Source organism: Nocardioides bruguierae, from assembly GCF_023554635.1.
In the GTDB taxonomy this organism is placed as follows: domain Bacteria; phylum Actinomycetota; class Actinomycetes; order Propionibacteriales; family Nocardioidaceae; genus Nocardioides; species Nocardioides bruguierae.
The window spans coordinates 50,428-77,354 of record NZ_JAMJPH010000003.1; the positions used below are offsets into that span (position 1 = coordinate 50,428).

General features: G+C 75.1%; 27 protein-coding genes and 1 riboswitch. Of the genes, 23 read left to right on the forward strand and 4 right to left on the reverse strand.

Annotated features, from left to right (window positions below; genetic code table 11):
- The first annotated feature begins 25 nt into the window (after positions 1 to 25).
- From rpoZ to M8316_RS02625, 4 genes are all read left to right on the forward strand, one after another.
- Positions 26 to 346, forward strand: coding sequence for a DNA-directed RNA polymerase subunit omega (gene rpoZ, locus M8316_RS02610; protein WP_250051758.1), 321 nt, complete (start codon positions 26 to 28; stop codon positions 344 to 346).
- A gap of 10 nt (positions 347 to 356) precedes the next feature.
- The gene (gene coaBC / locus M8316_RS02615; protein ID WP_250051760.1) at positions 357 to 1,610 is read left to right on the forward strand and encodes a bifunctional phosphopantothenoylcysteine decarboxylase/phosphopantothenate--cysteine ligase CoaBC; all 1,254 of its coding nucleotides are present in this window, start codon (positions 357 to 359) and stop codon (positions 1,608 to 1,610) included.
- Between the two features lie 110 nt (positions 1,611 to 1,720).
- Positions 1,721 to 2,917: a methionine adenosyltransferase gene (metK, locus tag M8316_RS02620; protein ID WP_250051763.1), complete on the forward strand. Its 1,197-nt coding sequence runs from the start codon at positions 1,721 to 1,723 to the stop codon at positions 2,915 to 2,917.
- Between the two features lie 61 nt (positions 2,918 to 2,978).
- Positions 2,979 to 5,051 (forward strand): primosomal protein N', encoded by a 2,073-nt coding sequence (locus M8316_RS02625; RefSeq protein WP_250051764.1) that lies wholly within the window; start codon positions 2,979 to 2,981, stop codon positions 5,049 to 5,051.
- Here M8316_RS02625 and M8316_RS02630 read toward each other — a convergent pair.
- Entirely contained in the window at positions 5,039 to 5,671 is a 633-nt protein-coding gene (locus M8316_RS02630; protein WP_250051766.1) for a DEAD/DEAH box helicase family protein, read from the reverse strand. The genes M8316_RS02625 and M8316_RS02630 overlap by 13 nt on opposite strands.
- Before the next feature lie 78 nt (positions 5,672 to 5,749).
- Between M8316_RS02630 and def the strand changes: the two genes are divergently transcribed.
- The 13 genes from def (at position 5,750) to ribH (ending at position 17,246) form a co-directional block, all read left to right on the forward strand.
- The gene (gene def, locus M8316_RS02635) at positions 5,750 to 6,295 is read left to right on the forward strand and encodes a peptide deformylase (protein ID WP_250051768.1); all 546 of its coding nucleotides are present in this window, start codon (positions 5,750 to 5,752) and stop codon (positions 6,293 to 6,295) included.
- The gene (gene fmt / locus M8316_RS02640; protein WP_250051770.1) at positions 6,295 to 7,218 is read left to right on the forward strand and encodes a methionyl-tRNA formyltransferase; all 924 of its coding nucleotides are present in this window, start codon (positions 6,295 to 6,297) and stop codon (positions 7,216 to 7,218) included. The genes def and fmt overlap by 1 nt, the downstream gene beginning before the upstream one ends.
- A 1-nt stretch (position 7,219) precedes the next feature.
- Entirely contained in the window at positions 7,220 to 7,657 is a 438-nt protein-coding gene (locus tag M8316_RS02645; RefSeq protein ID WP_250051772.1) for an MmcQ/YjbR family DNA-binding protein, read from the forward strand.
- Positions 7,650 to 9,086 carry an RsmB/NOP family class I SAM-dependent RNA methyltransferase gene (locus M8316_RS02650; protein ID WP_250051774.1) on the forward strand — a complete coding sequence of 479 codons (1,437 nt, stop codon included), beginning with the start codon at positions 7,650 to 7,652 and terminating at the stop codon, positions 9,084 to 9,086. The genes M8316_RS02645 and M8316_RS02650 overlap by 8 nt, the downstream gene beginning before the upstream one ends.
- A 16-nt stretch (positions 9,087 to 9,102) precedes the next feature.
- Positions 9,103 to 10,059, forward strand: a complete 957-nt coding sequence (gene ligD, locus M8316_RS02655; protein WP_250051777.1) for a non-homologous end-joining DNA ligase — start codon at positions 9,103 to 9,105, stop codon at positions 10,057 to 10,059.
- A gap of 341 nt (positions 10,060 to 10,400) precedes the next feature.
- Complete coding sequence (locus M8316_RS02660) at positions 10,401 to 11,420, forward strand: YegS/Rv2252/BmrU family lipid kinase (RefSeq protein WP_250051779.1); 1,020 nt, start codon at positions 10,401 to 10,403, stop codon at positions 11,418 to 11,420.
- Positions 11,421 to 11,439: 19 nt separating this feature from the next.
- On the forward strand, positions 11,440 to 12,108 hold the full coding sequence (gene rpe / locus M8316_RS02665; protein ID WP_250052348.1) for a ribulose-phosphate 3-epimerase: 669 nt from the start codon (positions 11,440 to 11,442) through the stop codon (positions 12,106 to 12,108).
- A complete protein-coding gene (locus tag M8316_RS02670) occupies positions 12,105 to 12,584 on the forward strand; it encodes a maleylpyruvate isomerase N-terminal domain-containing protein (RefSeq protein ID WP_250051781.1) in 480 nt (159 codons plus the stop codon). Before rpe ends, M8316_RS02670 begins: the two co-directional genes overlap by 4 nt.
- Before the next feature lie 87 nt (positions 12,585 to 12,671).
- Positions 12,672 to 12,801: riboswitch (FMN riboswitch) on the forward strand.
- Between the two features lie 122 nt (positions 12,802 to 12,923).
- Complete coding sequence (ribD, locus tag M8316_RS02675) at positions 12,924 to 14,006, forward strand: bifunctional diaminohydroxyphosphoribosylaminopyrimidine deaminase/5-amino-6-(5-phosphoribosylamino)uracil reductase RibD (RefSeq protein ID WP_250051783.1); 1,083 nt, start codon at positions 12,924 to 12,926, stop codon at positions 14,004 to 14,006.
- A 3-nt stretch (positions 14,007 to 14,009) separates the two neighbouring features.
- Positions 14,010 to 14,633, forward strand: coding sequence for a riboflavin synthase (locus M8316_RS02680; RefSeq protein WP_250051785.1), 624 nt, complete (start codon positions 14,010 to 14,012; stop codon positions 14,631 to 14,633).
- On the forward strand, positions 14,630 to 15,364 hold the full coding sequence (gene pnuC, locus M8316_RS02685; protein WP_372490543.1) for a nicotinamide riboside transporter PnuC: 735 nt from the start codon (positions 14,630 to 14,632) through the stop codon (positions 15,362 to 15,364). Before M8316_RS02680 ends, pnuC begins: the two co-directional genes overlap by 4 nt.
- Complete coding sequence (locus tag M8316_RS02690; protein ID WP_372490544.1) at positions 15,361 to 16,758, forward strand: bifunctional 3,4-dihydroxy-2-butanone-4-phosphate synthase/GTP cyclohydrolase II; 1,398 nt, start codon at positions 15,361 to 15,363, stop codon at positions 16,756 to 16,758. Before pnuC ends, M8316_RS02690 begins: the two co-directional genes overlap by 4 nt.
- Positions 16,755 to 17,246 carry a 6,7-dimethyl-8-ribityllumazine synthase gene (gene ribH / locus M8316_RS02695; protein ID WP_250051788.1) on the forward strand — a complete coding sequence of 164 codons (492 nt, stop codon included), beginning with the start codon at positions 16,755 to 16,757 and terminating at the stop codon, positions 17,244 to 17,246. Before M8316_RS02690 ends, ribH begins: the two co-directional genes overlap by 4 nt.
- Here ribH and M8316_RS02700 read toward each other — a convergent pair.
- The gene (locus M8316_RS02700) at positions 17,212 to 18,345 is read right to left on the reverse strand and encodes an ABC-2 transporter permease (protein ID WP_250051790.1); all 1,134 of its coding nucleotides are present in this window, start codon (positions 18,343 to 18,345) and stop codon (positions 17,212 to 17,214) included. The two genes, ribH and M8316_RS02700, sit on opposite strands and share 35 nt — an antisense overlap.
- A gap of 83 nt (positions 18,346 to 18,428) precedes the next feature.
- Here M8316_RS02700 and M8316_RS02705 point away from each other — a divergent pair, with 83 nt between their 5' ends.
- From M8316_RS02705 to M8316_RS02715, 3 genes are all read left to right on the forward strand, one after another.
- Positions 18,429 to 19,031, forward strand: coding sequence for a TetR/AcrR family transcriptional regulator (locus tag M8316_RS02705; RefSeq protein ID WP_250051792.1), 603 nt, complete (start codon positions 18,429 to 18,431; stop codon positions 19,029 to 19,031).
- 79 nt (positions 19,032 to 19,110) lie between these two features.
- Entirely contained in the window at positions 19,111 to 19,716 is a 606-nt protein-coding gene (gene coaE, locus M8316_RS02710) for a dephospho-CoA kinase (RefSeq protein WP_250051795.1), read from the forward strand.
- Positions 19,713 to 21,167: a glycoside hydrolase family 3 N-terminal domain-containing protein gene (locus M8316_RS02715; RefSeq protein WP_250051797.1), complete on the forward strand. Its 1,455-nt coding sequence runs from the start codon at positions 19,713 to 19,715 to the stop codon at positions 21,165 to 21,167. The genes coaE and M8316_RS02715 overlap by 4 nt, the downstream gene beginning before the upstream one ends.
- Positions 21,168 to 21,186: 19 nt before the next feature.
- Here the strand turns inward: M8316_RS02715 and M8316_RS02720 are convergent, their stop codons facing one another.
- Together M8316_RS02720 and M8316_RS02725 are read right to left on the reverse strand one after the other, a co-directional pair.
- Complete coding sequence (locus M8316_RS02720) at positions 21,187 to 22,155, reverse strand: sigma-70 family RNA polymerase sigma factor (protein ID WP_250051799.1); 969 nt, start codon at positions 22,153 to 22,155, stop codon at positions 21,187 to 21,189.
- 225 nt (positions 22,156 to 22,380) lie between these two features.
- Positions 22,381 to 24,591 carry a S9 family peptidase gene (locus M8316_RS02725; RefSeq protein ID WP_250051801.1) on the reverse strand — a complete coding sequence of 737 codons (2,211 nt, stop codon included), beginning with the start codon at positions 24,589 to 24,591 and terminating at the stop codon, positions 22,381 to 22,383.
- Positions 24,592 to 24,648: 57 nt separating this feature from the next.
- On the opposite strand from M8316_RS02725, the gene M8316_RS02730 reads away from it, so the two are divergent.
- The 3 genes from M8316_RS02730 to M8316_RS02740 are packed head-to-tail and all read left to right on the forward strand — an operon-like array spanning position 24,649 to position 26,920.
- Positions 24,649 to 25,389, forward strand: a complete 741-nt coding sequence (locus tag M8316_RS02730; protein WP_250051803.1) for a LamB/YcsF family protein — start codon at positions 24,649 to 24,651, stop codon at positions 25,387 to 25,389.
- Positions 25,386 to 26,078: a 5-oxoprolinase subunit B family protein gene (locus tag M8316_RS02735; protein ID WP_250051805.1), complete on the forward strand. Its 693-nt coding sequence runs from the start codon at positions 25,386 to 25,388 to the stop codon at positions 26,076 to 26,078. Before M8316_RS02730 ends, M8316_RS02735 begins: the two co-directional genes overlap by 4 nt.
- Positions 26,075 to 26,920, forward strand: a complete 846-nt coding sequence (locus M8316_RS02740; RefSeq protein WP_250051807.1) for a 5-oxoprolinase subunit C family protein — start codon at positions 26,075 to 26,077, stop codon at positions 26,918 to 26,920. Before M8316_RS02735 ends, M8316_RS02740 begins: the two co-directional genes overlap by 4 nt.
- Positions 26,921 to 26,927 lie beyond the last annotated feature (7 nt).

The window sequence follows — 26,927 nt, forward strand, 5'->3', positions numbered from 1 at the left end:
AGAAGACTTTGTGAGGCTCATCAGCGTGGCTGCCCCCAACATCGAGGCCGTGGGCGTGACGAACCCGTCCATCGACGACCTGCTCAGCAAGACGGACAGCAAGTACCAGCTGGTCCTCTACGGCTCGCAGCGTGCCCGCCAGATCAACGCCTACTACTCCCAGCTGGGCGAGGGTCTGCTGGAGTACGTGGGCCCCCTCGTGGAGACCCACGTCCAGGAGAAGCCCCTCTCCATCGCCCTGCGCGAGGTCAACGAGGACCTGCTGACCCTCGAGCACGTCGACCCGGCCGAGCTCGCCGCCGAGCAGGCCGCTGCCGACGCCGCCGCGGCCGACTTCTCCGAGTGAAGCCTCGCGGGTGAACGAGACCCGCGCCAGCGATCCCGTCGCCGACGCCCCGACCCGCGTGGTCCTGGGCGTCAGCGGCGGGATCGCTGCGTACAAGGCCGCCGAGCTGCTGCGCCGGTTCACCGAGTCCGGCCACGACGTCACCGTCGTGCCGACCGCGGCCGCCCTGGAGTTCGTCGGCGCGCCCACCTGGGCCGCGCTCTCCGGCAAGCCCGTGCACACCCGGGTCTTCGAGGACGTCCACGAGGTGCCGCACGTGCGGCTGGGCCGCGAGGCCGACCTCGTGGTGGTCGCGCCGGCCACGGCGGACTTCCTGGCCCGCGCCACGCACGGGCGCGCCGACGACCTGCTGACCTCCACGCTGCTCACCGCCCGCTGCCCCGTGGTGCTCGCCCCGGCGATGCACACCGAGATGTGGGAGCACCCGGCCACCGTCGCCAACGTCGCGACGCTGCGTGAGCGGGGCGTCGTCGTCCTCGAGCCCGCCAGCGGACGCCTGACCGGCGCCGACACCGGCAAGGGCCGGCTGCCGGACCCGGTGGAGATCTTCGAGGCGTGCGTCGACGTGCTCGCCCGCCCCGGCGCCGCCGACCTCGCGGGCCGGCACGTGGTCGTCTCCGCGGGCGGCACCCGCGAGCACCTCGACCCGGTCCGGTTCCTCGGCAACGCCTCCTCGGGCAAGCAGGGCTACGCGCTGGCCCGCGCCGCGGCCGCCCGCGGCGCACGCGTCACCCTCGTCGCCGCGAACACCTCGCTGCCCGACCCGGCCGGCGTCGACGTCGTGCCCGTGGTCAGCACCGAGCAGCTGCGCGACGCGGTGCTGACGGCCGCCAAGGACGCCGACGCCGTCGTCATGGCCGCCGCGCCCGCCGACTTCCGGCCCACCAGCCACTCCGGGGTCAAGATCAAGAAGCGGGCCGACGGCACCGTCGACCCGGTCGCGCTGGAGCAGAACCCGGACATCCTGGCGACGCTGGCCCACGACCGGCCGCGCGCCGGCCAGGTCGTGGTCGGCTTCGCGGCCGAGACCGGGGACGAGACCGGCAGCGTCCTGGAGCTGGGGCGGGCCAAGCTGGCCCGCAAGGGCTGCGACCTGCTGGTCGTCAACGACGTCGCCGGGGGAGCGGTGTTCGGCGCGGACGAGAACGAGGCCGTCATCCTGGGGGCCGACGGTGCCGAAACGGCCGTGCCCCGCGCCGCGAAACGAGTGCTCGCGCACGCCATCTGGGACCAGGTGCTGCTCCGAACCACCCCCGCACGCTGAACGACGGCCCCCGACCGGGGCGCCGCTGAGACACGCCACCCGGGTGACGCCTGCGGTGGTTACCGTGGGCGGGCCACCCCCGCCGGTACGAAGGATCGAGGACGACACACATGACCGGACGCCTGTTCACCTCCGAGTCGGTGACCGAGGGGCACCCCGACAAGATCGCCGACCAGATCAGCGACGCCGTCCTCGACGAGATGCTCCGCCAGGACCCGCACTCCCGCGTGGCCGTCGAGACGCTGCTGACCACCGGCCTCGTCGTCGTGGCCGGCGAGGTGACCACCAAGGGCTACGTGGACATCAAGAACATCGTCCGCCAGAAGATCCTCGACATCGGCTACGACCACTCCGACAAGGGCTTCGACGGCAAGACCTGCGGCGTCATGGTCGCCATCGGCGGCCAGTCCGGCGACATCGCCCAGGGCGTCGACAAGGCGCACGAGCACCGCACCGCCGCGTCCGTGGACGAGAAGGACCTGCAGGGTGCGGGCGACCAGGGCCTGATGTTCGGCTACGCCTGCGACGACACGCCCGAGCTGATGCCGCTGCCGATCAAGATCGCGCAGACGCTCGCCGAGCGGCTCACCGCCGTCCGCAAGGACGGGACGCTGCCCTACCTGCGCCCGGACGGGAAGACGCAGGTCACCGTCGAGTACGACGACGCCGGCGTCGCCCGCCGCATCGACACGGTGGTGCTCTCCACCCAGCACGCCGAGGGCATCGACCTCGACACCCAGCTCCAGCCCGACATCGCCAAGCACGTCATCGCGCCGGTGCTCGAGCAGTTCGACATCGACTCCGACGGCTACCGGCTGCTGGTCAACCCGACCGGCACGTTCGTGGTCGGCGGGCCCATGGGCGACGCGGGCCTGACCGGCCGCAAGATCATCGTCGACACCTACGGCGGCATGGCCCGCCACGGCGGCGGTGCCTTCTCCGGCAAGGACCCGTCGAAGGTCGACCGCTCGGCCGCCTACGCCATGCGCTGGGTCGCCAAGAACGTCGTGGCCGCCGGCCTGGCCAAGCGCTGCGAGGTGCAGGTCGCCTACGCGATCGGCAAGGCGCAGCCGGTCGGCGTGTTCGTGGAGACCTTCGGCACCGGCACCGTGCCGGACGAGAAGATCCAGGAGGCGGTGCTCGCGGTCTTCGACCTGCGCCCGGCCGCGATCATCGCCGACCTCGACCTCAAGCGGCCGATCTACGCCAAGACCGCCGCCTACGGCCACTTCGGCCGAGAGCTCGAGGACTTCACCTGGGAGCGCACGGACCGCGCCGAGGCGCTCGCGGCAGCCGTCGGCCGCTGAGCCCTCCACCGACCCCGACCGGTCGCCGGCGGGGTCGGTGGGCCCTGGTAGGAATCCTCGCGTGAGCCCGCCACCACGCCCCGCCGACGAGCAGCCCGACCTGCTGCCGGGGCTGGCGGGCGTCCGGGAGGCCAAGGCCCGGGCCACCCGGGCCCGCAACGCCGTCCAGGTGACCCCGGCCGAGACCGAGCCGGTCGCCCGGGTCCTCCTCGACCTGCCGCCCGCCCACCTGGACCGGGTCTTCGACTTCGCCGTGCCCGCGAAGCTGGACGCCACCGCGCGTCCCGGGGTGCGGGTGAAGGTGCGCTTCGCCGGGCAGGAGGCGGACGGCTGGCTGCTCGAGCGGTGCGAGACCTCCGAGCACGCCGGCGTGCTCGCCCCGATCAAGCGGGTCGTGGGCGCCGAGCGGGTGCTGACCCCGGCGGTCGCCGCCCTGGCCGAGGAGGTCGCACGGCGCTACGCCGGCACCCGCGCCGACGTGCTCCGCCTCGCCGTGCCTCCCCGGCACGCCACCGCCGAGGCCGAGGAGGCCCAGGCCCGCCCCGACCCCGTGCCGCCGCTGCGCCCGGTGCCCGCCGGGGCGGCGGAGCAGGCGTGGGGCGCGCACGAGCACGCCGCCGCCTGGCTCGGCCACCTGCGGGCAGGAGGCGCCCCCCGCGCGGTCTGGAGCCCTCCGCCGGGCACCGACTGGGCGATGCTGGTGGCCGAGGCCGCGCTGGCCGCTCCCGGCGGCGTCGTCGTCTGTGCTCCCGACGGCAAGGACGTGGCCCGGCTCGACGCCGCGCTGACCGCGGCCGCCGAGAGCGCCGGCAGCGCCCCCCAGCACGCGCTGCTCACCGCCGACCTCGGCCCCGCGGTGCGCTACCGGCACTTCCTGCGGCTCCTGCACGGGCAGGCCCGCATCGCGGTCGGCACCCGCGCCGCGGCGTTCGCCCCCGTCGCCGACCTCTCCCTCGTGGTCGTCTGGGACGACGGCGACGACCTGCTCTCCGAGCCGCGGGCGCCCTACCCCCACGCGCGTGAGGTGCTGCTCCTGCGCGCCGAGAGCGAGGGCGCCGCGGCGCTGGTGGGCGGCTTCGCCCGCACGGTCGAGGCCGACCACCTGGTGCGCTCCGGCTGGGCCCACGAGCTGGGGGCGCGGCGCGACGTCGTCCGGGCCGCTGCCCGGATCGAGGTGGCCGGCGCCAGCGAGCACGACCTCCTGCGCGACCCGCACGCCCGCACCGCGCGGATGCCGCAGCAGGTGCACCACCTGCTCCGCGACGCGCTCGAGCACGGCCCCGTGCTGGTGCAGAACCCCCGGGCCGGCTACGCCGCAGCGCTCGCCTGCGAGCGCTGCCGGACGCCGGCCCGCTGCCCGGCCTGCACCGGACCCCTGCGGCTCACCGGCCCCACCACCCCGCCCGCCTGCGGCTGGTGCGGCACCGAGCAGCCGGCGTGGGCCTGCCCCGAGTGCGGGGACCACGGTCTGCGAGCCCCGGTGCTGGGCCAGGCGCGCACCGCCGAGGAGATCGGGCGTGCCCTGCCGCGCGCCCGGGTGCGGACCTCGGCCGGGGACCACGTGCTGCACACCGTGCCCGACCGGCCCCAGGTCGTCGTCGCCACGCCGGGCGCCGAGCCGGTGGCCGAGCACGGCTACGCCGCCGTCGTCCTGCTGGACGCGTGGCTGCTGCTGGCCCGGCCCGACCTGCGCACCGAGGAGGAGGCACTGCGCCGGTGGGCGAACGCGGCGGGTCTCGTGCGCCCCGGCGGGCGGGTCCTCGTGGTGGGCGACGCCGCCCACCCGGCGGTCCAGGCGCTCGTCCGGTGGGACATGGCGGGCTTCGCGGCACGCGAGGCGGCCAGCCGCGGGGAGGCCCACCTGCCGCCGGTGTCGCGGCTCGCAGTGCTCACCGGGGGAGCCGGGGCGCTGGACGACGCCCTGGTGCTGCTCGACGCGCCCGAGGGCGCCGAGGTGCTCGGGCCCGTGCCGGTGGACCCGCTGGCGGGCGAGGACCCGGGCCACCGCGTCGTGATGCGCGTGCCGCGCAGCCGCGGCGCGGCGCTGTCGGCGGCGCTCGGAGACCTCCAGCGGGTGCGCTCGGCCCGCAAGCTCGAGCCCGTCCGCATCCAGGTGGACCCCTACTCGCTCTGAGGGCTCCCCGCCCCCGGCCGCGAGGGCAGGGAGGGCAGTGGGGGCAGGCCCAGGAGCTCGCACACCCGCCCCGCCGTCTGGTCGGCGTCGCCGTGGTCGTTGGCCACCACGACGTGCCGCGACCCCGGGAGGTCGCGCAGCGGGAACGGCTGCTCCGGTCCGGTGTTCATCACGTGCGTGCGCCCTGCCTCGCGGACGTGGTCGCGGGCCCACGCGACGTCCGCCTTGGAGGGCTTGGCTGCCAGGCGCTCGGGCGTGCCCTCGCGCGCCACCCGGGTCTCCTCGGTGGCGGTGAGCTCGACGAAGTCGACCCGGCCGCCGGCGTCCAGGACGGGGGCGAGGAGGTGCCGCACGTAGGCGGTGTCCTCGGGCAGCTGGAAGGCCCAGACCAGGGTCAGGACGAGGCCGGGCACGCCGCTGGCGACGGCCTCCTCGATCACGCGTCGCCGGAACTCCAGCTTCAGGGTCTCGAAGGGCGGGGTGCCCCAGTCGAAGACCTCCAGCAGCGGCTCGATGGTCGCGTGGTTGTGGAACAGCCGGTAGGGCGTGCGCGCGGCGATGCGCCGCCCGACGGCCATCTTGCCGACGGCGGGCGGCCCGAGGAGCAGGACGAGGTGCACGGGGGCACCCTCTCAGCAGCAGCCGCCGGAGGCGACGGGGTTTCGGGAGGCCGGGCCGCGACACCTAGGATCACAGCCATGGCAGTCCAGCCCATCCGACTCTTCGGCGACCCGATCCTGCGCAAGCCGGCGGTCGAGGTGACGGACTTCGACAAGGAGCTGCGCACGCTCGTCGCGGACCTCACCGACACCATGCTCGCCGCGCCCGGCGCGGGCCTGGCCGCGCCCCAGATCGGCGTGGGCCTGCGCGTGTTCACCTACCACGTCGAGGGCACCGTCGGGCACCTGGTCAACCCCACGCTCGAGCTCTCGCAGGAGACGCAGGACGGCCTGGAGGGCTGCCTGTCGATCCCGGACATGACCTGGGAGTGCCTCCGCGCGCTCTCGGTGGTCGCCCACGGCTTCGACATGCACGGCGAGCCGGTCACCATCCACGGCTCGGACTACCTGGCCCGCGCGATCCAGCACGAGACCGACCACCTCGACGGTGTCCTGTTCGTCGACCGGCTCGACACCGAGACCCGCAAGGCCGCCATGCGGGCCATCCGCGAGGCGGAGTGGTTCGGCCTGGACAAGCCCACCGTCAAGGTCTCGCCCCACCCGATGAACGGGTTCGGCATCTGATGCGGGTCGTCTTCGCCGGCACCCCCGAGGTCGCCCTGCCCGCGCTCGAGGCCGTCGCCGCGTCCGCGCACGACCTGGTCGGGGTCGTCACCCGCCCCGACGCCCCCGCCGGGCGGGGCCGCAAGCTGGTCGCCAGCCCCGTCGCGCAGCGCGCCGAGGAGCTGGGCGTGCCCGTGCTCAAGCCCGAGCACCCCCGCGACCCCGAGTTCCAGGCGCAGCTGGCCGCCCTCGAGCCGGACGCCTGCCCCGTCGTCGCCTACGGGGCGCTGCTGCCGCAGTCGGCGCTCGACGTGCCGCGCCTGGGCTGGATCAACCTCCACTTCTCCTGCCTGCCCGCGTGGCGCGGGGCCGCACCGGTGCAGCACGCCATCTGGGCCGGTGACGAGGTCACCGGCGCGACGACGTTCCGCATCGTCAAGGCGCTCGACGCCGGCCCGACCTTCGGCGTGATGACGGAGCGGGTGCGCCCCGAGGACACCGCCGGCGACCTGCTCGGTCGGCTCGCGGAGGGCGGGGCGCACCTCCTCGTCCGCACCCTCGACGGCCTGGAGTCCGGCGAGCTGGAGGCGCGGGAGCAGCCCGAGGACGGTGTCAGCCTGGCCCCGAAGATCCTCGTCGAGCACGCCGAGGTCGACTGGACGCAGCCCGCGGTGGCGATCGATCGCCAGGTCCGTGCGTGCACGCCGTTCCCCGGCGCCTGGTCGACGCACGAGGGCGAGCGGCTCAAGCTGTTCCCGGTGCAGCACACCGACCAGGTCCTCGAGCCCGGGGTGCTGGAGGTGGGCAAGAACCACGTCCTCGTCGGCACCGGCACCACCGCGGTCCGCCTCGGCGAGGTGAAGGCCTTCGGCAAGAAGCAGATGGACGCGGCCGCCTGGGCGCGCGGGGCGCGGCTCGAGGCCGGCGTCCGGCTGGGTGGCTGAGGTGGCAGCGACGAGCGGCACCGACCGCCCCGCCACGCCCGACGACGTCGACGCGATCTGCGGCGCGCTGCCCGAGGCGACCCTCGGCACCTCGTGGGGCGACGTGCCCACCTGGCTGGTGCGCGGCAAGGGCTTCGTCCTGTACCGGCACCCGCGGCACGACTGCACCGACCCGGTCACGGGGGAGGAGTGGGACGACGTCCTCGTGCTCTCCACCGCCTCCCTCGAGGACGCGGCGGCGCTGGTCGACGACCCGAGCACCCCGTTCTTCACCATCGAGCACTTCGCCCGCACCCGCTCCCGCGCGGTCCTGCTGCGCGCCTCCCGGGTCGGCGAGATGAGCCGCGACGAGCTCGCCGAGCACCTCACCGACGCCTGGCTGGCCAAGGCGCCGAAGACGCTGGCCCGCGGCTGGGTCGACGGAGGTCGACGTGCCTGAGCGTCCGTCCCGTCCCCGCCCCCGCGGCACCCGCCCCGGCCAGCGTCCCGTCGGTGGCCGACCCCCGCGCGTCGACGTCACGCGCCTGGCCGCCCACGAGGTGCTCACCACGGTGCGCACCCAGGACGCCTACACGAACCTGGTGCTGCCGGCGGTGCTGCGCAAGCACGGCCTGGCCGGCCGCGACGCCGGCTTCGTCACCGAGCTGGCCAGCGGCACCATCCGCCGCCGCTCCACCTACGACGCCGTCATCGGTGCCTGCTCCGCGCGCGGCCTGCGCGCGCTGGACCCGCCGGTGCTCGACGCGCTGCGCCTGGGCACCCACCAGCTGCTGTCGATGCGGGTGCCCGCGCACGCGGCGCTCTCGACGACGGTCGACCTCGTGCGGCACGTCGCCAACCAGGGGGCGGCCGGGTTCGCCAACGCCGTGCTGCGCAAGGTCGCCTCGCGCGACCTGGACGACTGGCTGCAGGAGCTCGCCCCGGCCCGCGAGGCCGACCCGGTCGCCCACGACGCCCTCGTGCACGCCCACCCCGCCTGGGTCGTCGCCGAGCTGCGCAAGGCGCTGCACGCCTCCCACCCCGACGACGACGTCAGCGACCTGCTGGCCGCCGACAACGTCGCCCCCGGGGTCACCCTGGTCGCCCGGCCGGGCCTGTCGACCCGGGAGGAGCTGCCCGGTGAGCCGACGCCGTACTCGCCGCACGGCGTGCACCTCGACGGCGGGGACCCGGGCGCGGTCGAGGCCGTGGCACAGCGCCGCGCCGGCGTCCAGGACGAGGGCTCGCAGCTCGTGGCCACGGCCCTGGCCGGCGCCGACCTCGACGGCCGCGACGAGCGCTGGTTGGACCTGTGCTCCGGCCCGGGCGGCAAGAGCGCGCTGCTGGCCGCCCTGGCGGCCGGGTCCGGTGCGGTGCTCACCGCGCACGAGCGCCAGCTGCACCGGGCCGGCCTGGTCCGCCGCAACCTGGCCCTGGCCGACGGCACCGCGGTGCCCGGCGCCGGTGCGGTGGTCGTCGGCGACGGCACCCGCCCGGCCTTCGCGCCCGGCTCCCTGGACCGGGTGCTCGTCGACGCGCCCTGCACCGGCCTCGGCGCGTTGCGGCGTCGTCCGGAGGCCCGCTGGCGCCGCCGCGCGGAGGACCTGCTCGAGCTGGTGATGCTCCAGCGGCGGCTGCTGGCGGCGTCGCTGGACCTCGTCCGCCCCGGTGGCCTGGTGCTCTACGCGACCTGCTCCCCGGTGCTCTCCGAGACCGCCGACGTCGTGGAGAGCGCGCTGGCGCAGCGCCGCGACGTCTCGCTGGTCGACCTGGGCCCGGCGTTCGCCCACGTGCCCGGCAGCCGGGGGCCCCTGGAGGGCACGGTCCAGCTGTGGCCGCACCGGCACGGCACGGACGCGATGTTCCTCGCCCTCCTGCGTCGGGACTGACCGCTAGCCTCGCCCCATGCCCAGCAAGCCGCCGTCGGTGGAGATCGAGGTGGACGACCGCGTCGTCCGCGTGAGCAACCCCGACCGGGTCTACTTCCCGGCCACGGGCGCCACCAAGCTGGACCTGGTCGAGTACTACCTCGCCGTCGGGCCGGGCATCGTCAACGCCCTGTGGGAGCGGCCGTGCATGCTGCACCGCTTTCCCCAGGGCCTCGACGGTCCGAAGGTGCACCAGAAGCGGCTGCCCGCGGGCGCGCCCGACTGGGTCGAGACCGTGCGGCTCCACTTCCCCCGGTGGAACCGGACGGCCGACGAGCTGTGCGTCACGGGGCTGGGCGCGGTGATCTGGGCGGTGCAGATGTCCACGGTGGAGTTCCACCCCTGGAACAGCCGCCGCCCCGACACCGAGAAGCCGGACGAGTGGCGCATCGACCTCGACCCGGGCCCGGAGTGCGACTACGCGACCGTCCAGCGCGTCGCCGGTGTCGTCCAGGAGGTGCTCGACGAGCTGGGCGCCGTCGGCTACCCGAAGACGTCCGGCAGCAAGGGCCTGCACGTCTACGTGCGGGTCCGGCCCGAGCACGGGTTCCCCGACGTCCGCCGTGCCGCCTGGGCGTTCGCCCGCGAGGTCGAGCGCCGGACCCCGGAGGCCACGACGACCTGGTGGACGAAGGACCGCGACCCCTCGGCCGTCTTCGTCGACTACAACCAGAACGCCCGCGACCACACGATCGCCGCCGCCTACTCCGTCCGCGGCCTGCCGGACGCCCGGGTCTCCACCCCGCTGCGCTGGAGCGAGGTGCCCGAGGCCGACCCGCGCGACCTCACCATCGCCACCGTGCCCGCCCGGTTCGCCGAGGTCGGCGACCTCATGGCCGACATCGACGACCACCCCTTCGACCTCGCCCCGCTGCTGGAGTGGGCGGCCCGGGACGAGGCGGAGGAACCCTCGGCCGCGGACACCGACGGCTGAGACCCGGAGCACACAGGTTCTCCTGGGGTGGGCTCTCAGGCTCCGCTCAAGCAGGGTGCCTAGGTTCGTCCACGTGATCGAGGAACCGCTCGGTCCCCGAGGTTCTCGCGGAGGAGCCCGACCACGGTCGGGGCGCGAGCCCGGCGGGCGCCGGCGGTCATGCCCGGACAGCGAGGTCCGGCCCCTCCCACGCCCGACGTCCAGCCCTTCCGGTCCCCGGCCCAGCCTCCGGGGGTCGGGAGGGCTCCGACGTTCCCGGCTCATGTCGCAGCCGACCTTCACAGTCGCCGCTCAGCCGTCGGCCAGCCGGTCTCGCGCACGGGCTGCCTAGGGTCGCAGGCATGAGCACCCAGCCGTCGTCCCCGCCCGCCGCGTCCCGCCGTCGGTTCGGCCACGTCCAGGTGCTGCTCAACGCCGGCGCCCGCCGTGCCCCGGGCGCGGCGGCGAAGATCCGGGCCCAGCTCGCCGCCGCCGGCTGGGGCCACGCGCACCTGCGCGTCCTGGCCGACGGCGCTGCCATGGCGGTCGCCCTCGACCGCGCGGTGGCCGAGCAGCCGGACCTGCTCGTCGTGGGCGGGGGAGACGGCACCGTCACCGCGGCGGCGCACCGCGTCGCCGGTACTGGCACCGTGCTCGGGGTGCTCCCGCTGGGCACCGCCAACGACTTCGCCCGCACCGTGGAGGTCCCCGTCGACCTGCGCGGCGCCGTCCGCACCCTCGTCGAGGGGCACGTGGTGGACGTGGACCTCGGCCGCACCGGCGACCACTCGTTCCTCAACGCCGCCAGCATCGGGCTGTCGGTGGCCGTCACCGAGCGGCTCACCCCGCGGCTGAAGAAGCGCCTCGGCCCGCTGGCCTACCCCGCCGCCACGCTGATGGCCTACCGCGGCACGCCCGGCTTCGCGGCCCGGCTCGAGTTCCCCGCCGGCGACCGGCCGCCCCTGGAGCTGGACGACGTCCTCCAGGTCACCGTCGGCAACGGCGTGCGTCACGGCGGCGGCAACCTCGTCGGGCCCGAGGCATCCATCGACGACCACACCCTCGACGTCTACGCGATCAGCCGCGGACGGCTGGGCGACCACGTCTCGATCGCGAGGTTCCTCAAGGACGGGCGGTTCATCGAGCACGAGCTGGTGCACCACGTCCGCACCCCGGCCGTGCGGGTGCACGCCGAGGCGCCCGACGGCAGCGCGCTGCCGGTCAACGCCGACGGCGAGCTGGTCTCGGCGGCGCCCGCCACGTTCCGGGTCGAGCGCAACGCCCTGCACGTGCTCGTGCCCACCACGAGCGCGGCGGCCCGCTGGGACGGGTCCTCCGACCCGCACGGCGAGGAGGGTGGGGGCCCCGCGCTGCGCGTCTGACAGGATCGGCGGCGTGGCCATGCAGATCACACCCAGCATCCTCAACGCCGACTTCGCCGCCCTGGGCGCGGAGGTCGCCCGCATCCCGAGCGCCGACATGGTGCACGTGGACGTGATGGACAACCACTTCGTCCCGAACCTCACCTTCGGGACGACGATGGTCGAGGCGCTCGCGCGCAGCACCGACCTCCCGCTGGACGCGCACCTGATGATCGAGGCCCCCGACCGGCACGCCCCGGCGTACGTGGAGGCAGGCGCCGCGTCGGTGACCTTCCACGTGGAGGCCGCCGCAGCCCCGGTGCGACTCGCGCGCGAGATCCGCGCCGCCGGCGGCCGCGCCTCCATGGCGCTGCGCCCGGCCACCCCGGTGGAGCCGTACGAGGACATGCTCGGCGAGCTCGACATGCTGCTGCTGATGACCGTCGAGCCCGGCTTCGGCGGCCAGAAGTTCCTGGACCTCGTGCTGCCGAAGATCGCCCGGGCCAAGGCCATGACGGACAGGCACGGCCTCGACCTCATGCTCCAGGTGGACGGCGGGGTCTCGCTGGAGACGATCGGGCGCTGCGCCGAGGCCGGCGCCGACACGTTCGTCGCAGGCTCCGCCGTCTACTCCGCCGACGACCCCGACGCCATGGTCGTCGCCCTGCGCGAGACGGCCGCCGCCGCGGTGAGCGGGGCCGACGCATGAGCCTGCCCGAGTCCGGCGAGGCCTACCGCCGCGCCGCCGACGCCTTCCGGTCCGCCACGGCCGGGCTCGCCGTGGCCGAGCTGGACGCCGCCGTCCCCACCTGCCCCGGTTGGACCGTCTCCGACCTCCTCACCCACGTGGCCGAGAACCACGAGCAGGTGTTCGCCGAGGTCGGCATCGAGCCGGTCGGCGCGGACGTCCTCGCGTCCTGGCACGAGCAGCTCTCCAGCCACCCGCGCACCTCGGCGCAGGCCGTCGACCTCGCCGTCCACGCCTGGGACGTCGGACGCGCCACGGGTCGGCACGTCCGCCTGGACGCCCCCGTGGTGCGGTTCCTCGACGCCTTCGCGACCGACGCCGGGCCGCTGCTGGCCGCGGACGAGGCGTTCGCGCCGTGCCCGCTGACGGCGGACGAGGTTGCGACCCTCGACGAGCACGACCGTGTGCTCACCCGGTACGGCCGCGACCCCCGCTGAGGCGCCCCGTGCGTCCCGTGTGACGCACCCCGCGGGAACAACCACGCCCGATCGTGGTTGACTACGGGTGACGAGCAAGCACCACGCTCGCGTGCTCTGGGGTCGGTGAAAATCCGAGCCGGCGGTGAAAGTCCGCGACCCGGCCGCAGCCAGCGGCCGGCTGACCAGGTGGAACTCCTGGACCGACGGTGAGAGTCCGGATGGGAAGCGCACGCAGCAGTGGGAGCGGTCCGTCGACCCCCGCGCACCGTCGTGCGCGCGGAGCCGGCGCGAGCGTCCCCCTGCGTCCGAACGCGACCCCGGAGTCCCGCGGGCCCGTACCGGACGAGGACGCACCACATGAACGCGCAGGCTGCCGAGATCGAGGCGATGCGCCGCGCCCTGGCGCTGGCCGCGACCCCCGGCGTGCCGCTGGGGCCGAACCCGCGCGTGGGCTGCGTGCTCCTGTCGCCCGCCGGCGAGGTGCTCGCCGAGGGTCACCACCGCGGCGCCGGCACCGCGCACGCCGAGGCCGACGCGCTGGCCCGGGCCCGCGCGGCCGGGATCGACGTCACCGGCGCCACCGCCGTGGTCACCCTCGAGCCCTGCAACCACACCGGCCGCACCGGGCCCTGCGCCCAGGCGCTGCTCGAGGCCGGTGTCGCCCGCGTCGTGCACGCCCAGGCCGACCCGAACCCGGTCGCCGCCGGGGGAGCGCAGACCCTGCGCGACGCCGGCGTCGAGGTCGAGTCCGGTCTGCTGGTCGAGGAGGCCCGGGCGCTCAACGAGGTGTGGACCTTCGCGGTCGAGCACGGTCGCCCGTTCGTCACCTGGAAGCTCGCGGCCACGATCGACGGCCGCTCGGCCGCCCCCGACGGCACCAGCCGCTGGGTCTCCAGCACCGCCAGCCGTCGCGACACCCACCGGCTGCGGGCGCTGGCCGACACGATGATGGTCGGCACCGGCACGATCCTCGACGACGACCCGCTGCTCACCGTCCGCGACGACGACGGCCACCCCCTGCCGCACCAGCCGCTGCGCGCGGTCATGGGCCTGCGCGAGGTGCCGGCGACCAAGCGCGTCCTCAACGACGACGCCGAGACGGTGCTGCTGCGCACCCGTGACCCCCACGAGGCCCTCGCGGAGCTCTACGCCCGCGACCGCCAGCACGTCTTCCTCGAGGGCGGCCCCACGCTCGCGGGCGCCTTCCTCCGCGCCGGCCTGGTGGACGAGATCGTCTGCTACACCGCGCCCTTCCTCCTCGGCGCCGGCCGCTCGGCCGTCGCCGACCTCGGCATCGGCACCATCGCCGAGGCCTACCGTCCCCGGGTCGTCGACGTCGCCGTCCTGGAACCCGTCGTCGAGGGCGAGACCCCCGACGTCCGCTTCACCCTGCGCACGGACGGCGTCGCCGCCGGTCCGCGCGCCGCAGAAGGAGAGTGAGAGATGTTCACCGGCATCGTCGAGGAGCTCGGCACCGTCGTCGACGTCACCGACGTGGGCGACGCCGCCCGCCTGACGTTCCGTGGTCCCCTCGTGCTGGAGGGCACCGGCCTGGGCGACTCCATCGCCGTCAACGGCTGCTGCCTCACCGTCGTCGAGGCGATCGCCTCCGACCCCGACGGCCCCATCGACTCCTTCACCGCCGACGTCATGGCCGAGACGCTGCACCGCACCAGCCTGGCCGGCATCGCCGCCGGGGACGCGGTCAACCTCGAGCGCGCCGTCACCGCCGAGAAGCGCCTGGGCGGACACATCGTCCAGGGCCACGTCGACGCCTACGGCGAGGTCCTCGCCCGCACCCCCAGCGAGCACTGGGAGGTCGTCGAGGTCTCCCTGCCCCGCGACCTCAACCGCTACGTGGTGGAGAAGGGCTCGATCACCGTCGACGGCGTCAGCCTCACCGTCGTGGAGGTGAAGGACGACTCCTTCACCATCAGCCTCATCCCCGAGACCCTGGCCCGCACCACGCTGGGCGCCCGCGCCGTCGGCGACCGGGTCAACCTCGAGATCGACGTCATCGCCAAGCACGTCGAGAAGCTGCTCGCCCACCGCGTCGAGGGCCAGTGATGAACCCCGTCACGTGGCTGCTGGAGGGCACCATCGAGGTCGGTGGGGGCTACCTGTCGGTCCGCGAGGTCGTCGGCAACCTCTTCGGCCTGGCCAGCGCGATCCTCGGCATGCGCCGGCTCGTGTGGGCCTGGCCGGTCGGGCTCGTCGGCAACGTCCTGCTCTTCACCGTCTTCCTCGGCGGCGAGATCGGCCAGGTCACCGAGGAGCCGCTCTGGGGCCAGGCCGGCCGGCAGATCATGTTCGCCGCCGTCGGCGCCTACGGCTGGTGGAAGTGGCGGCGCTCCGCACGGGCGGACGACGGCGGTGCCGTCGCTCCGCGCTGGGCGACGGGTCGCGAGCGGGCCCTGCTGCTCGCGCTCGCGGTCGTCGGCTACGTCGTGTGCTACCTGCTGCTCGGCGTCATCGGCTCGTACTCGCCCACCACCGAGGCGTGGATCCTCGCCGGCTCCATGCTCGCCACCTACGGCATGGCCCGCGGCTGGGTGGAGTTCTGGCTCGTCTGGATCGCGGTCGACGTCGTCGGGGTGACCACGCTCGTGGACGCCGGCTACTACCCGACGGCCTTCATGTACCTGTTCTACGCCGTGTTCGTCGTGTGGGGCTTCGTGACCTGGTGGCGCGTCAGCGCCCGCGTCGCCCCCGCCACGAGCGGCGACACCCCCCAGCCCCCCCCGCTCGAGTCCCGGCCCGACGCCGAGAACGGGCAGCACGAAGGAGTCCGCGCATGAGCGACCACGACCACCCCGACGCCCAGCACGACCAGTGGCACTCCTTCGGGGCCGACCCGAAGGACGGCCACGACGCCGACGCGCCGCACGAGAACGCCGAGCTGAAGGACGTCCGGCTCGACACCGTGGAGCGGGCGGTGGCCGACATCGCCGCCGGCAAGGCCGTCGTGGTCGTCGACGACACCGACCGCGAGAACGAGGGCGACATCATCTTCGCCGCCGCGAAGGCGACGCCCGAGCTGATGGCGTTCACCATCCGGCACTCCAGCGGCGTGATCTGCGTGCCGATGTCGGGCAAGCGCCTCGACGAGCTCGAGATCCCCCTGATGACCCCGCACAACCGGGACGCCTACCGCACCGCCTACACGATCTCCGTGGACTCCCGCGACGGCGTGACCACCGGCATCTCCGCCGCCGACCGGGCCAAGACCGCCCGCGTGCTGGCCGACTCCGCGACCGAGCCGTGGGAGCTGACCCGCCCCGGCCACGTCTTCCCGCTGCGCTACCGCGAGGGCGGGGTCCTGGCCCGTCGCGGCCACACCGAGGCCGCGGTCGACCTCTCCCGGATGGCCGGCCTCGGCGAGGTCGGCGTGCTGGTCGAGCTGACCAACGACGACGGCACCATGAAGCGGGCCCCCGAGCTGCGGGCCTTCGCCGACGAGCACGACCTCGCGCTCATCTCGATCGAGGACCTCGTGGCCTACCGTCGCCGCACCGAGGTGCTGGCCGAGCGACAGGCCGAGACCCGGCTCCCGACCCGCTACGGCGACTTCACCGCCGTCGGCTACCGGATGAACGTCGACGGCTCCGAGCACGTGGCGCTCGTCTACGGCGACCTCGACGACCTCGCCTCGGGCGAGCCGGTGCTCACCCGCGTGCACTCCGAGTGCCTGACCGGCGACGTCTTCGGCTCCGCCCGCTGCGACTGCGGCCCCCAGCTGGAGGAGTCGCTGCAGCGCGTGGCCCGCGAGGGCCGCGGCATCGTCATCTACCTGCGCGGCCACGAGGGCCGCGGCATCGGGCTGCTCGCCAAGCTCCAGGCCTACGAGCTCCAGGACGGCGGCCGCGACACCGTCGACGCGAACCTCGACCTGGGCCTGCCCGCCGACGCACGTCACTACGGTGCTGCGCGGCAGGTGCTCGGCGACCTGGGCATCGAGCGGGTGCGCCTGATGACCAACAACCCCGACAAGGTGGCGAACCTCGTCGAGTACGGCATCGACGTCGTCGAGCGGGTCTCGCTGGCCACCCACCCCAACGACCACAACCTGGCCTACCTGCTCACCAAGCGGGACCGCATGGGCCACGTCCTGCCCGACCTGGACGACGAGACCACCAGCACCACGACCCCGACCTCCACCCCGACCTCCACCCCGAACGGAGCACACGCATGAGCGGACACGGAGCCCCCTCGACCGAGCCCATGGACTGCAGCGACCTCAAGGTCGCCGTGGTCGCCGCCTCCTGGCACACCCAGGTGATGGACGGCCTCCTCGCCGGCGCCCAGCGCGCGCTGGACGCCTACCGGGTGACCGACGCCCCCGTCGTCCGGGTGCCCGGCACCTTCGAGCTGCCCGTGGTCTGCTCGGCGCTCGCCGCGCAGGGCTACGACGCGGTCGTCGCCCTCGGCGTCGTCGTCCGCGGTGGCACCCCGCACTTCGACTACGTGTGCAACGCCGCCACCGACGGCCTCACCCGGGTCGCGCTCGACCACACGACCGCGGTCGGCTTCGGCGTGCTCACCTGCGACGACGACGCGCAGGCCTTCGACCGTGCCGGGCTGGAGGGCTCCAAGGAGGACAAGGGCTGGGAGGCCACCTCCGCGGCCCTCGAGACCGCCCGCACCCTCAAGCTCGTGCAGCGGGGAGCGGTGCAGGGCTGAGGGGAGCCGCGTCCGTGGTGGGCCGGCCGACGGGCCGGCGCACCAGCAGCACGGAACCGACCGCCCCGACGACGAGCCAGCCGGCGAGCACCAGGAGGCCCCAGCCGCCTCCGGTGCCGCCGAGCGGGCCGTCGAAGTAGACCGTGTCCCGCACCAGGGTCGTCGTGGCGCCGTTGGGCAGCCAGGGCCCGAGGACGCGGAAGAACGCCGGCAGCAGCGGCTGCTGGTAGGCGCCGCCTGCGCTGGGGTTGCCCAGGATGACGAACAGGGCGATCGCGGCGCCGATGCCGAGCGTGCCCAGCAGGGCCTGGAGCGTGAGCGTCACCGCGGCCACCGCCAGCACCGTCAGGCTGCCGACCAGGCCCAGGGGCAGCAGGTGCCCCGACCACACGCCCAGCGCGTCGGTGACCACCCAGGCGCCCCCGAAGCCGCCCAGCAGCGCGTAGGGCACCAGCACGGCCAGCCGCACGAGCGCGTGCCGGCGTCCTCGGGCCCGGGAGCCGTCGGCGATGCCGACGAGGCTCGCCACCAGGTAGCCGCCCACCACCCAGCCCAGGGCCAGGTAGAAGCCGGAGAGCCCCCGTGCGTCCCCGTCCGAGACCGGGACGACGTCGCTGACCGTCACGGTGCGACCCTGGTCGGCCTCGACCGCCGTCACGACCTGCTCCACGGCGCTCGCCAACGACGTGCCGCCACCGGAGGCGACGACGAGCAGGTCGGAGTCGGCGTCGGGCCGCAGCACCAGCGCCGCGGTGACCGTGCCGTCGGTGACGTCCTCGCGGGCCTGGGCCGCCGTGTCCGCGGTCGAGGCCGCCAGCGGCTCGCCCTCCAGGCCGTCGAGCGCCTCGGCGACCTGGCTGCTGCCGGTGCCGGCGACCTCGATCGTGACCGCGTGCGGGGTCGGGTCGTGGAAGGCCCCCACGTACCCGGCCACGAAGCCGAGCTGGAGCACCAGCGCCCCCAGCACCAGCAGCACCGTGCGGCGGGAGAGCCAGGGGGAGTGGCCGGCCGGGTGCCCGGTGTCGGTGTCGGTGTCGGTGTCGGTGCTGGTGTCGGTGCTGGTGTCGGCCTGGTTGTCGGTCTCCGGGGGCGTCGTCATGCCTCCACGTTACGATGCAGAATGCATTCAATACAAAGTGTATCGAGTGTGCTGTTGGCCATGCCCGCAGGCAGGATGCCGTCATGACCGCCGCCCCGCGCCGCCGCGAGCAGACCCGTGCCCGGCTGGTGGAGGCCGCCTCGGACCTGGTCGACGAGACGGGGTCGGTCTCCTGGGGCGTGCAGGACGTCTGCCGCCGCGCCGGGTTCACCCGCGGCGCGTTCTACTCGAACTTCTCCGACCTCGAGGAGCTGCTCGTCGCCGTGTGGGGCGAGCGGGCCGAGGCGCTGGTGACCCACCTGGAGGCGGAGGTCGCCGGCCGGGTCGCCGCAGGCCCGCTCGACCTCGAGCGAGCCGTGGCCGACGTCGTCGCCGTGCTGCCGCTGCGGCCGGCCTACGCGGTGGCCCGCATGTCGCTGCTGGCCAGCGCCGCCACGTCCGACGTGGCGTGCGAGGTGGTCGCGGAGCACCAGCGGGTGCTGCGCGCCCGGCTCGGCCCCCTGCTGGTGGCCGCCGTGGAGGGTGCCGGCCGTCGACCCACCGTGGAGGCGGGCGAGCTCGCGGACCTGCTGATGGCCGCCGTCGACGGTGCCCTGCTGCAGGCCGGCGTGGACGGGCGCGAGCCCTCCGCCGCCGTCCTGGCGCCCGCGAGGGTCGTGCTGCTGGGCGCCTCCGTGCCGGTCTGACCCCCGCAGGGCGTCCGCCCACCCCTGTGGGCGCGCTGTCGGCTGGGTCGGGGCGGGTCGCCGACCTAGCATGTGCCGCATGCGGGTGGGCCTGACCGGAGGAGTGGCCTCGGGCAAGAGCACCGTCGCGGCGCTGCTGGCCGAGGCCGGTGCGGTGATCGTCGACGCCGACCGCCTGGCCCGCGAGGTCGTCGAGCCGGGCACCCCCGGGCTCGAGGCGGTCGTCGCGTCGTTCGGCGCCGGCGTCCTCGCCGAGGACGGCGGCCTCGACCGCCCCGCGCTGGGACGCCTCGTCTTCGGCGACCCCGACGCCCGCGCCCGCCTGGAGGCGATCATCCACCCGCTCGTCCGCGCCCGGGGCGCGGAGCTGGAGGAGGCGGCCCGGGCCGAGCACGGCCCCGACGCCCTGGTGGTCCACGACATCCCGCTGCTGGCCGAGACCGGCCGCGCGGGGGAGTTCGACGCCGTCCTCGTCGTCGACGCGCCTGACGACGTCCGCATCGAGCGGATGGTCTCCACCCGTGGCTGGACCCCGGAGGAGGCCGCCGCCCGCATCGCCGCGCAGGCCACGCGCGAGGCGCGTCTGGCCGTCGCCACGCACGTCGTGGAGAACACCGGCACCCGCGAGGACCTGCGCGAGCGCGTCGCCGCGGTGCTGGCCCGGCTGCGGGAGGACGCCCGGTGAACGGCCCCGAGGGGGAGCGCCCCGTGGACCGGACGCCGCACCGTCACCGCGGCCTGCGCCCGCGCCGCAGCCGCCGTGGCGTCGTGCTGGGCGGCCTGGGGCTGCTCGGCGCCGGCGCGCTGGGTTCCGCGGCTGCCTGGGCCGGCACCCGGTTGACGGGAAGTGGCGGGGACGTCGCCTCGGAGGCGACCGGGTCGCCGGTGGCCCAGCGCAGCAGCGCGGCGAGCAGCGGGCCCAGTGGGACGGACGAGCCCGAGACCAGCACCGACACCGGTACCGACACCGGCGACACCGCCGCGGACGCCGACACCCTCACGTCGTGGGGCCCCACCCTGGGCGAGGTCGAGCAGGCGCGTGCCCTGGTGGCGGAGATGTCCGCGGCGGCGTTGGCCGGGCAGGTGATCGTGGGCCGCTTCGCCTCGCCCGACCCGACGGTGCCCGCCGCGCTCGTGCGCGACCTCGGTCTGGCCGGGGTCTGCGTCACCCCCGACAGCGTCACCGACGGCGAGCAGGTGCGGGCGCTGACCGCGGCGGTGGAGGCCGCCGTCCGCGAGACCCGCCCCGACGTGCCCGCCGTCATCGGCGTGGACGAGGAGGGCGGCAGCGTCTCCCACCTCTCCGGGGTCGCCACCACCTTCCCGGCCTTCGCCACCGCCGGCGTGGCCGTCACCGCGTCGGGCGGGGCGGGTCGCCGCGCGGTGCGCGAGGCCGCCCGCTGGACCGGCACCGAGCTCCGCGGCCTGGGCTTCACCTGGGTCTTCGCCCCGGTCGCCGACGTCACCGTGGGCGCCGCGGACGTCACCATCGGCACGCGCTCGCCGTCCTCGGACCCCGAGGTGGCCGCGACCGCGGTGACCTCCGCCGTCCGCGGCTACGAGCGGGCCGGCATCGTCAGCACCCCCAAGCACTTCCCGGGGCACGGCTCGGCGACCGTCGACTCCCACGAGAGCCTGCCGGTGATCACGTCCTCGCTGGAGGACCTTCGCGCCCGCGACCTGGTGCCGTTCGAGGCCGCCGTGGCGGCCGGGGCGCCGGCCATCATGGTCGGGCACCTCGACGTCACGGCGCTCGAGACCGAGGGGCTCCCCACGAGCCTGGCGCCGGAGGCCTACGCCTACCTGCGCGAGGAGCTCGGCTTCGAGGGCGTGGCGATCACCGACTCCCTCGGGATGGGCGCGGTGATGGCGACCCCCGGGTCGGCGGTGAAGGCGCTGGCTGCCGGCGCCGACCTGCTGCTGATGCCGGCGGACACCAGCGCCACGCACGACAACCTGCGGCGGGCCATCCTCGACGGCCGGGTCCCGCGGGAGCGGGCCGAGGAGGCGGCGACGCGGGTGGTGGCGCTCCAGCTGTGGCAGGCGCGGGCGGCCGCGGCCACCCCGGTGCCCGAGGACGTGACGGTCCGGACGCAGCAGGCCGCCGCGGATCTCTCCACGGCGGCCTACGGCTGAGGCTGGTCCGGCCGGCGGCTCAGGCGGCCCCGGCAGCCAGGTCCGGGTCGGCGAAGCGGCGCAGCTTCTGCAGCGCCTCCCGCTCCAGCTGGCGCACCCGCTCGGCGGAGATGCCGTGCTTGGCGCCGATGTCGGCCAGCTTGTGCTGACGGCCGTCGGCGAGGCCGTAGCGGGCGCGGATGATGTCGGCGGCGCGCGTGTCGAGCTGCTCGACGAGCGTGTTCAGCCGGTCGCGGGACTCGATGTCGAGCACCGTCAGGTCCGGGCCGGGCGAGGTCTCCTGCGCCATCAGGTCGCCGAGGCTGGTGTCGCCGTCCTCGTCCACCGGGGTGTCGAGGGAGACGTGCTCCCGACCCCAGGAGAGCAGGTCGATGACGCGCTCCACGTCCATGTCGAGCTCGGCGGCGATCTCCTCGGGCTCCGGGTCGCGGCCGAGCTGACGCTCCAGGGTGCGGCGTGCGCCGCCGACCTGGTTGAGCTCCTCGACCACGTGGACGGGCAGCCGGACGACGCGGGCCTGCTGGGCGATGCCGCGCGTGATGGCCTGGCGGACCCACCAGGTGGCGTAGGTGGAGAACTTGTAGCCCTTGGAGTAGTCGAACTTCTCCACGGCGCGGATGAGGCCGGTGTTGCCCTCCTGGATGAGGTCGAGCATCGGCATCTGCGCCCGGCCGTACTTGCGGGCGATGGAGACCACCAGCCGCAGGTTCGCGGTGATGAACTCCTGGACGGCCCTCTCGCCCTCCTCGGCGAGCCACTCCAGCTCCTCGCGGGTGGCGCGGCCGGGGGCACCTCCCTTGGCCCGGCCGACGCGCCCGGTGTCGAGCAGGTGCTGGGCGTAGAGACCGGCCTCGATCGCCTGGGACAGCTCGACCTCTCGGGCAGCGTCGAGCAGGGGGTTGCGGGCGATCTCGTCCAGGTACAGGCCGACGCTGTCCCGGCCCTCGATCTCGCGCGTGGTGCTGCGGTTGGCGGTGCTGGTGGCCATGAACCCTCCTCTGCGCGTGGACGATCGGGGACGTCCACACTGATCCAACGACCCTGGGGTTGCCCGGATTCCCACCGGCCAACCCACCCTTGCGGTGGGCCCTTCACCTCCAGCGACGAACGGAAGGGCCCACGAGTTGCACCGCAAGACAACTCTCAGTGTCTTCTCAGCACCTCACCTGGGCAGAGGTGTCCCAGGTCACATCCCGGTTGCTGCCGGGCAGGCTCAGCGCGGGTCGATGCCGGCGAGGCCCATCCGGTCCAGCATCCACGCGAGGGCGAACGCGCGGTCCTTCCACGCCTTGTACCGGCCCGAGACGCCGCCGTGGCCACCGGACATCTCGGTGCGCAGGAGCACCTCGGGGCGCCGGTCGGGCACCGAGGCGCGCAGGCGGGCCACCCACTTCGCGGGCTCCACGTAGAGCACGCGGGTGTCGTTGACGCTGGTCTCGGCGAGGATCGGCGGGTACGGCCCCGAGGTGACGTTGTCGTAGGGCGCGTAGGAGGCGATGTAGTCGTAGACCTCGGCGTCGGCCTCGGGGTTGCCCCACTCGTCGTACTCGGTGACGGTCAGCGGCAGCGTCGCGTCCAGCATGGTCGTGAGGTTGTCGACGAACGGGACGCCGGCGACGATCCCCGCGAACATCTCCGGTGCCTGGGTCGCGACCGCACCCATCAGCAGCCCGCCGGCGCTCGCGCCCTCGGCGACCAGCGTCTCCGGGCTGGACCAGCCGGCCTCCACGAGGTGCCGCGCGCAGGCGACGAAGTCGGTGAAGGTGTTCTGCTTGTGCGCCATCTTGCCGTCGTCGTACCAGTGGCGACCCATCTCGCCGCCGCCGCGGACGTGGGCGATGGCGAAGGCCGCGCCGCGGTCGAGCAGCGAGAGCCGGGCGATGGAGAAGTAGGGGTCGATGGACGCCTCGTAGGAGCCGTAGCCGTAGAGCAGCGTCGGCACCGGGCCGTCGGCGTTCGCGCCCGTGCGCGCCACGAGCGAGATCGGCACCCGGGTGCCGTCGGGGGACGTCCCCCAGAGCCGGTGCTCCTCGTAGTCGTCCGGGTCGTAGCCGCCCAGCACCGGGGTGCGGCGCCGCAGGGTGAGCGTGCGGCTGCGCACGTCGTAGTCGTAGATGCTCGCCGGGTGCGCCATCGAGGTGTAGCCCAGGCGCAGCACCGGCTGGTCGAAGACGGGGTTGCCCGAGGCACCGACCGTGTAGACCTCGGCGTCGAAGTGGACGAGGTAGTCGTCGCTGATGCCGTGCTCGTCCAGGTCCAGGACGCGCAGCTGGGTCAGGCCGTCGCTGCGCTGGTGGACGACCAGGTGGCCGGCGAACGCGTCGACGTCCTCCAGCCGGGTGCTGGCGTCGTGCGGGACGAGGGCCGTCCAGCCCTCGCGAGGCGTGGGCGCGGCGGGCGTGCGGGCCAGCTCGTAGTCCGGGCCGGTGGCGTTGTGCAGCACCAGGAAGCAGTCCTCGCCGCCGATCACGGCGTGCTCGAGGTTGTAGTCGACGCCCTCGGTGCGCGCGCAGAACAGCTGCCACCCGGCGTCCTCGTCCTCGGCGTCGAGGAAGCGGTATTCCGAGGTGGTCTTCGAGCCCGCGGCGAGCACGAGGAAGCGGTCGGAGCGCGAGCGGCCCACCCCGACGAAGAAGCGCTCGTCGGTCTCGTGGTGCACCAGGTCGTCGGTGTCCTGGCTCGTGCCCAGAGTGTGGCGCCAGACCTTGTCGGCGCGCCAGGACTCGTCGACGGTCGTGTAGTAGAGGTGGGTGCTGGAGCGGTCCCACGTGCCGCCGCCCAGCGCCCCCTCGATGACGTCCTCGAGGATCTCGCCGGTCGCCAGGACCTTCACCCGGATCGTGTAGCGCTCGTCGCCGACGGTGTCGACGGCCCAGGCCAGGTAGGTGCCGTCCGGGCTGATCGCGGCGCCGCCCAGCGAGAAGAACTCGTGGCCCTCGGCCAGGGCGTCGAGGTCGAGCAGGACCTCCTCGCCTGGCAGCGCGGGCTGGCCGTGGGCGGCGTCCTCGGCCGGGGTCGGGGGCGTCCAGTCGTCGGGGTCCGTCACCGGCACCCGGCAGGTGGCGCCGTACTCGCGGCCCTCGAAGGAGCGCGAGTAGTACCAGTGGCCCCGGTTGCGGGTGGGCACCGACAGGTCGGTCTCGCGGGTGCGGGTGCGGATCTCCTCGAACAGGCTCTCGCGCAGGTCCGCCAGGTGTGCGGTGCTCGCCTGGGTCCACGCGTTCTCGGCGGCCAGGTAGCCGGTCACCTCGTCGCTGTCCTTGGCCCGCAGCCACTCGTACTCGTCGGTGCGCACGCGCCCGTGGATCTCGCGGGTGGTGGTGCGGGTGGCGGCCAGCGGGGGCTCGCTCGGCTGCACGGCGGGGATCTGGGCGGGGACCTGCTCGGGCTGCTGGTCGGGCAGGGGGGAGGAGTCGGTCGCCATGTCCGCGAGCCTAGGTGGTGCCACCACCGCCCCTGTGGTTGCCCTACCGTGCGGAACATGGCCGTCACCGACCTGTCCGGACCGGACCTCTCCACCGCGCGGAGCACGGTGGACCTCAACGCCGACCTGGGCGAGGAGGTCACCGACGACGAGGCGCTGCTGACGGTCGTGACCAGCGCCAACGTGGCCTGCGGGTTCCACGCCGGGTCACCGGCGATCATGCGGGCGGTCTGCGAGGGTGCGGTGGCCCGCGGGGTCTCGATCGGGGCCCAGGTCTCCTACGCCGACCGCGAGGGGTTCGGACGTCGGCCGCTCGACGTGCCGCACCGCGTGCTGCGCGCCCAGGTGGCCGAGCAGGCCGGCCTGCTGGCGGACCTCGCCCGCGCCGCCGGGGGAGCGGTGGCCTACCTCAAGCCCCACGGTGCGCTCTACCACCGCACGCGCACCGACCACGAGCAGGCGGACGCGGTGTGGGCCGGCTGGGTCGACGCGGGCCTGGGCGCCCTGCCCGTCCTCGGGATGCCCGGTGCGCTGCTCACCCTCGCCGCGACCACCGGGCGCGGGGTGCGGCACGAGGGCTTCCCGGACCGCGCCTACACCCCCGACGGCGCGCTCGTCGACCGCTCCCTGCCCGGCGCGGTGATCACCGACGGCCCCGAGATCGCCTCGCGCGCGCTCGTCCTGGCGCCGACCGTCGACTCGCTGTGCGTGCACGGCGACCACCCCGGCGCGGTCGAGCACGCCCGCGAGGTGCGCGCGGCGCTCGAGGCCGCCGGCTGGCGGCTGGCGGGCCTGTGACGGCCGGCCGCGTCCCCGGGCTCGCGCCCGCGTTCCTCCCCGCGGGCCCCTCCGCGCTGCTGGTCGACCTGCCGGGCGCGGCGGCCGGGGAGGCGGCCTCGTTGGCCGCCCACGTGCGTGCCGGGTCGGTCGCCGCCGGGCTGAGCCTGCTCGACGTCGTGCCAGGGGCCGCCACCGTGCTGCTCGACGGGCTCGACCTGCCGGCGGAGCTGGGGGCGGTCCGCGCCCTGGTCGCCTCTTGGTCGCCCGCCCGGCACGGGGACGTGGCGCCGGGCCGCCTGGTGGAGGTGCCCGTCGTGTACGACGGCGAGGACCTCGCGGACGTGGCCGGCGCGTGGGGCTGCAGCGTCGAGGAGGTCGTGGCCCGCCACACCGGGGCCGAGCTCGTCAGCGCCTTCTGCGGGTTCGCCCCCGGCTTCGCCTACCTCACCGGCCTCGGGTCCGCCGACCCGCGGCGCCCGGGGGAGACCACCTGGCCCTGGTCGGTGCCGCGCCGTGCCTCCCCGCGTCCCCGGGTGCCGGCGGGCTCGGTCGCGCTCGCGGGTGGCTGGTGCGGGGTCTACCCGACCGCGTCGCCGGGCGGCTGGCAGCTGATCGGCCGCACCGACCTGGACCTGTGGGACGTCGCGGCCGACCAGCCCGCGCTGCTGGCCCCGGGCACGCGCGTCCGGTTCGTGGCGGTGCGATGAGCGGCCTCCTGGTGGAGCGGGTCGGCGGCCCCGTCCTCGTGGTGGACGACGGGCGTCCCGGCTGGGCGCACCTGGGGGTGCCGCGCTCCGGGCCCGCCGACCCGGCCGCCGCCGACCTGGCCCGCCGCCTCGTCGGCGCACCCGGCTCGGCCCTGCTCGAGGTCGTGCTGGGCGGGCTGGCCCTGCGCCTGCGCGGCCCCGGCCGCTGGGTGGCCCTCACCGGTGCTCCCGCCCCGCTGCTCGTCGACGGACGTGCCCGACCGGTCGCCGAGCCCGTGTGGGCCGCGCCCGGGGCGCGGATCACGCTCGGGCACCCACCCACCGGACTGCGGTCGTGGCTGGCGCTGGGCGGCGGGGTGGACGTCCCCGCGGTCCTGGGGTCACGGTCCGGGGACACGCTCTCGGGCCTCGGCCCGCGGCCGCTCGAGGTCGGGCAGGAGGTCGCTCTCCTCGAGGACGCCGGCCGGCCCGCGCCCCTGGACGTGCCCCCACCGGCGGGCAGCGGGCCACTGCGGCTGCACCCGGGCCCTCGGCCCGACTGGCGTGGCCCCGACCCTCGTGCGCACCTGGCACGGTGCGCGTGGGAGGTGGCCGCCGACTCCGACCGGGTCGGGGTGCGGCTGGCCGGCCCGGCGCTCCCGCTCACGCGCACCGGCGAGCTGGCCAGCGAGGCCGTGGTGCTGGGGGCGGTGCAGGTGCCGCCGTCGGGGACGCCCGTCGTCTTCGGGCCCGACCACCCCACCACCGGTGGCTACCCGGTGGTCGCGGTCGTGGACCCCCGCGACCTCCCTCGCCTGCTGCAGGCCAGGCCGGGGGAGCAGGTCCGCTTCCGTCGGGCCTGACGCCTCA

Bases quoted from the DNA above. Each gene is read 5' to 3' on its own strand.
- metK (WP_250051763.1), top strand. From the start codon at position 1,721: ATGACCGGACGCCTGTTCACCTCCGAGTCGGTGACCGAGGGGCACCCC.
- def (WP_250051768.1), top strand. From the start codon at position 5,750: ATGGCAGTCCAGCCCATCCGACTCTTCGGCGACCCGATCCTGCGCAAG.
- M8316_RS02690 (WP_372490544.1), top strand. From the start codon at position 15,361: ATGAGCGACCACGACCACCCCGACGCCCAGCACGACCAGTGGCACTCC.
- M8316_RS02700 (WP_250051790.1), bottom strand. From the start codon at position 18,345: ATGACGACGCCCCCGGAGACCGACAACCAGGCCGACACCAGCACCGAC.
- M8316_RS02670 (WP_250051781.1), top strand. From the start codon at position 12,105: ATGAGCCTGCCCGAGTCCGGCGAGGCCTACCGCCGCGCCGCCGACGCC.
- M8316_RS02660 (WP_250051779.1), top strand. From the start codon at position 10,401: ATGAGCACCCAGCCGTCGTCCCCGCCCGCCGCGTCCCGCCGTCGGTTC.
- M8316_RS02720 (WP_250051799.1), bottom strand. From the start codon at position 22,155: ATGGCCACCAGCACCGCCAACCGCAGCACCACGCGCGAGATCGAGGGC.
- ribH (WP_250051788.1), top strand. From the start codon at position 16,755: ATGAGCGGACACGGAGCCCCCTCGACCGAGCCCATGGACTGCAGCGAC.
- M8316_RS02725 (WP_250051801.1), bottom strand. From the start codon at position 24,591: ATGGCGACCGACTCCTCCCCCCTGCCCGACCAGCAGCCCGAGCAGGTC.
- rpe (WP_250052348.1), top strand. From the start codon at position 11,440: ATGCAGATCACACCCAGCATCCTCAACGCCGACTTCGCCGCCCTGGGC.
- M8316_RS02730 (WP_250051803.1), top strand. From the start codon at position 24,649: ATGGCCGTCACCGACCTGTCCGGACCGGACCTCTCCACCGCGCGGAGC.
- ribD (WP_250051783.1), top strand. From the start codon at position 12,924: ATGAACGCGCAGGCTGCCGAGATCGAGGCGATGCGCCGCGCCCTGGCG.
- M8316_RS02740 (WP_250051807.1), top strand. From the start codon at position 26,075: ATGAGCGGCCTCCTGGTGGAGCGGGTCGGCGGCCCCGTCCTCGTGGTG.
- fmt (WP_250051770.1), top strand. From the start codon at position 6,295: ATGCGGGTCGTCTTCGCCGGCACCCCCGAGGTCGCCCTGCCCGCGCTC.
- ligD (WP_250051777.1), top strand. From the start codon at position 9,103: ATGCCCAGCAAGCCGCCGTCGGTGGAGATCGAGGTGGACGACCGCGTC.
- M8316_RS02705 (WP_250051792.1), top strand. From the start codon at position 18,429: ATGACCGCCGCCCCGCGCCGCCGCGAGCAGACCCGTGCCCGGCTGGTG.
- M8316_RS02680 (WP_250051785.1), top strand. From the start codon at position 14,010: ATGTTCACCGGCATCGTCGAGGAGCTCGGCACCGTCGTCGACGTCACC.
- coaE (WP_250051795.1), top strand. From the start codon at position 19,111: ATGCGGGTGGGCCTGACCGGAGGAGTGGCCTCGGGCAAGAGCACCGTC.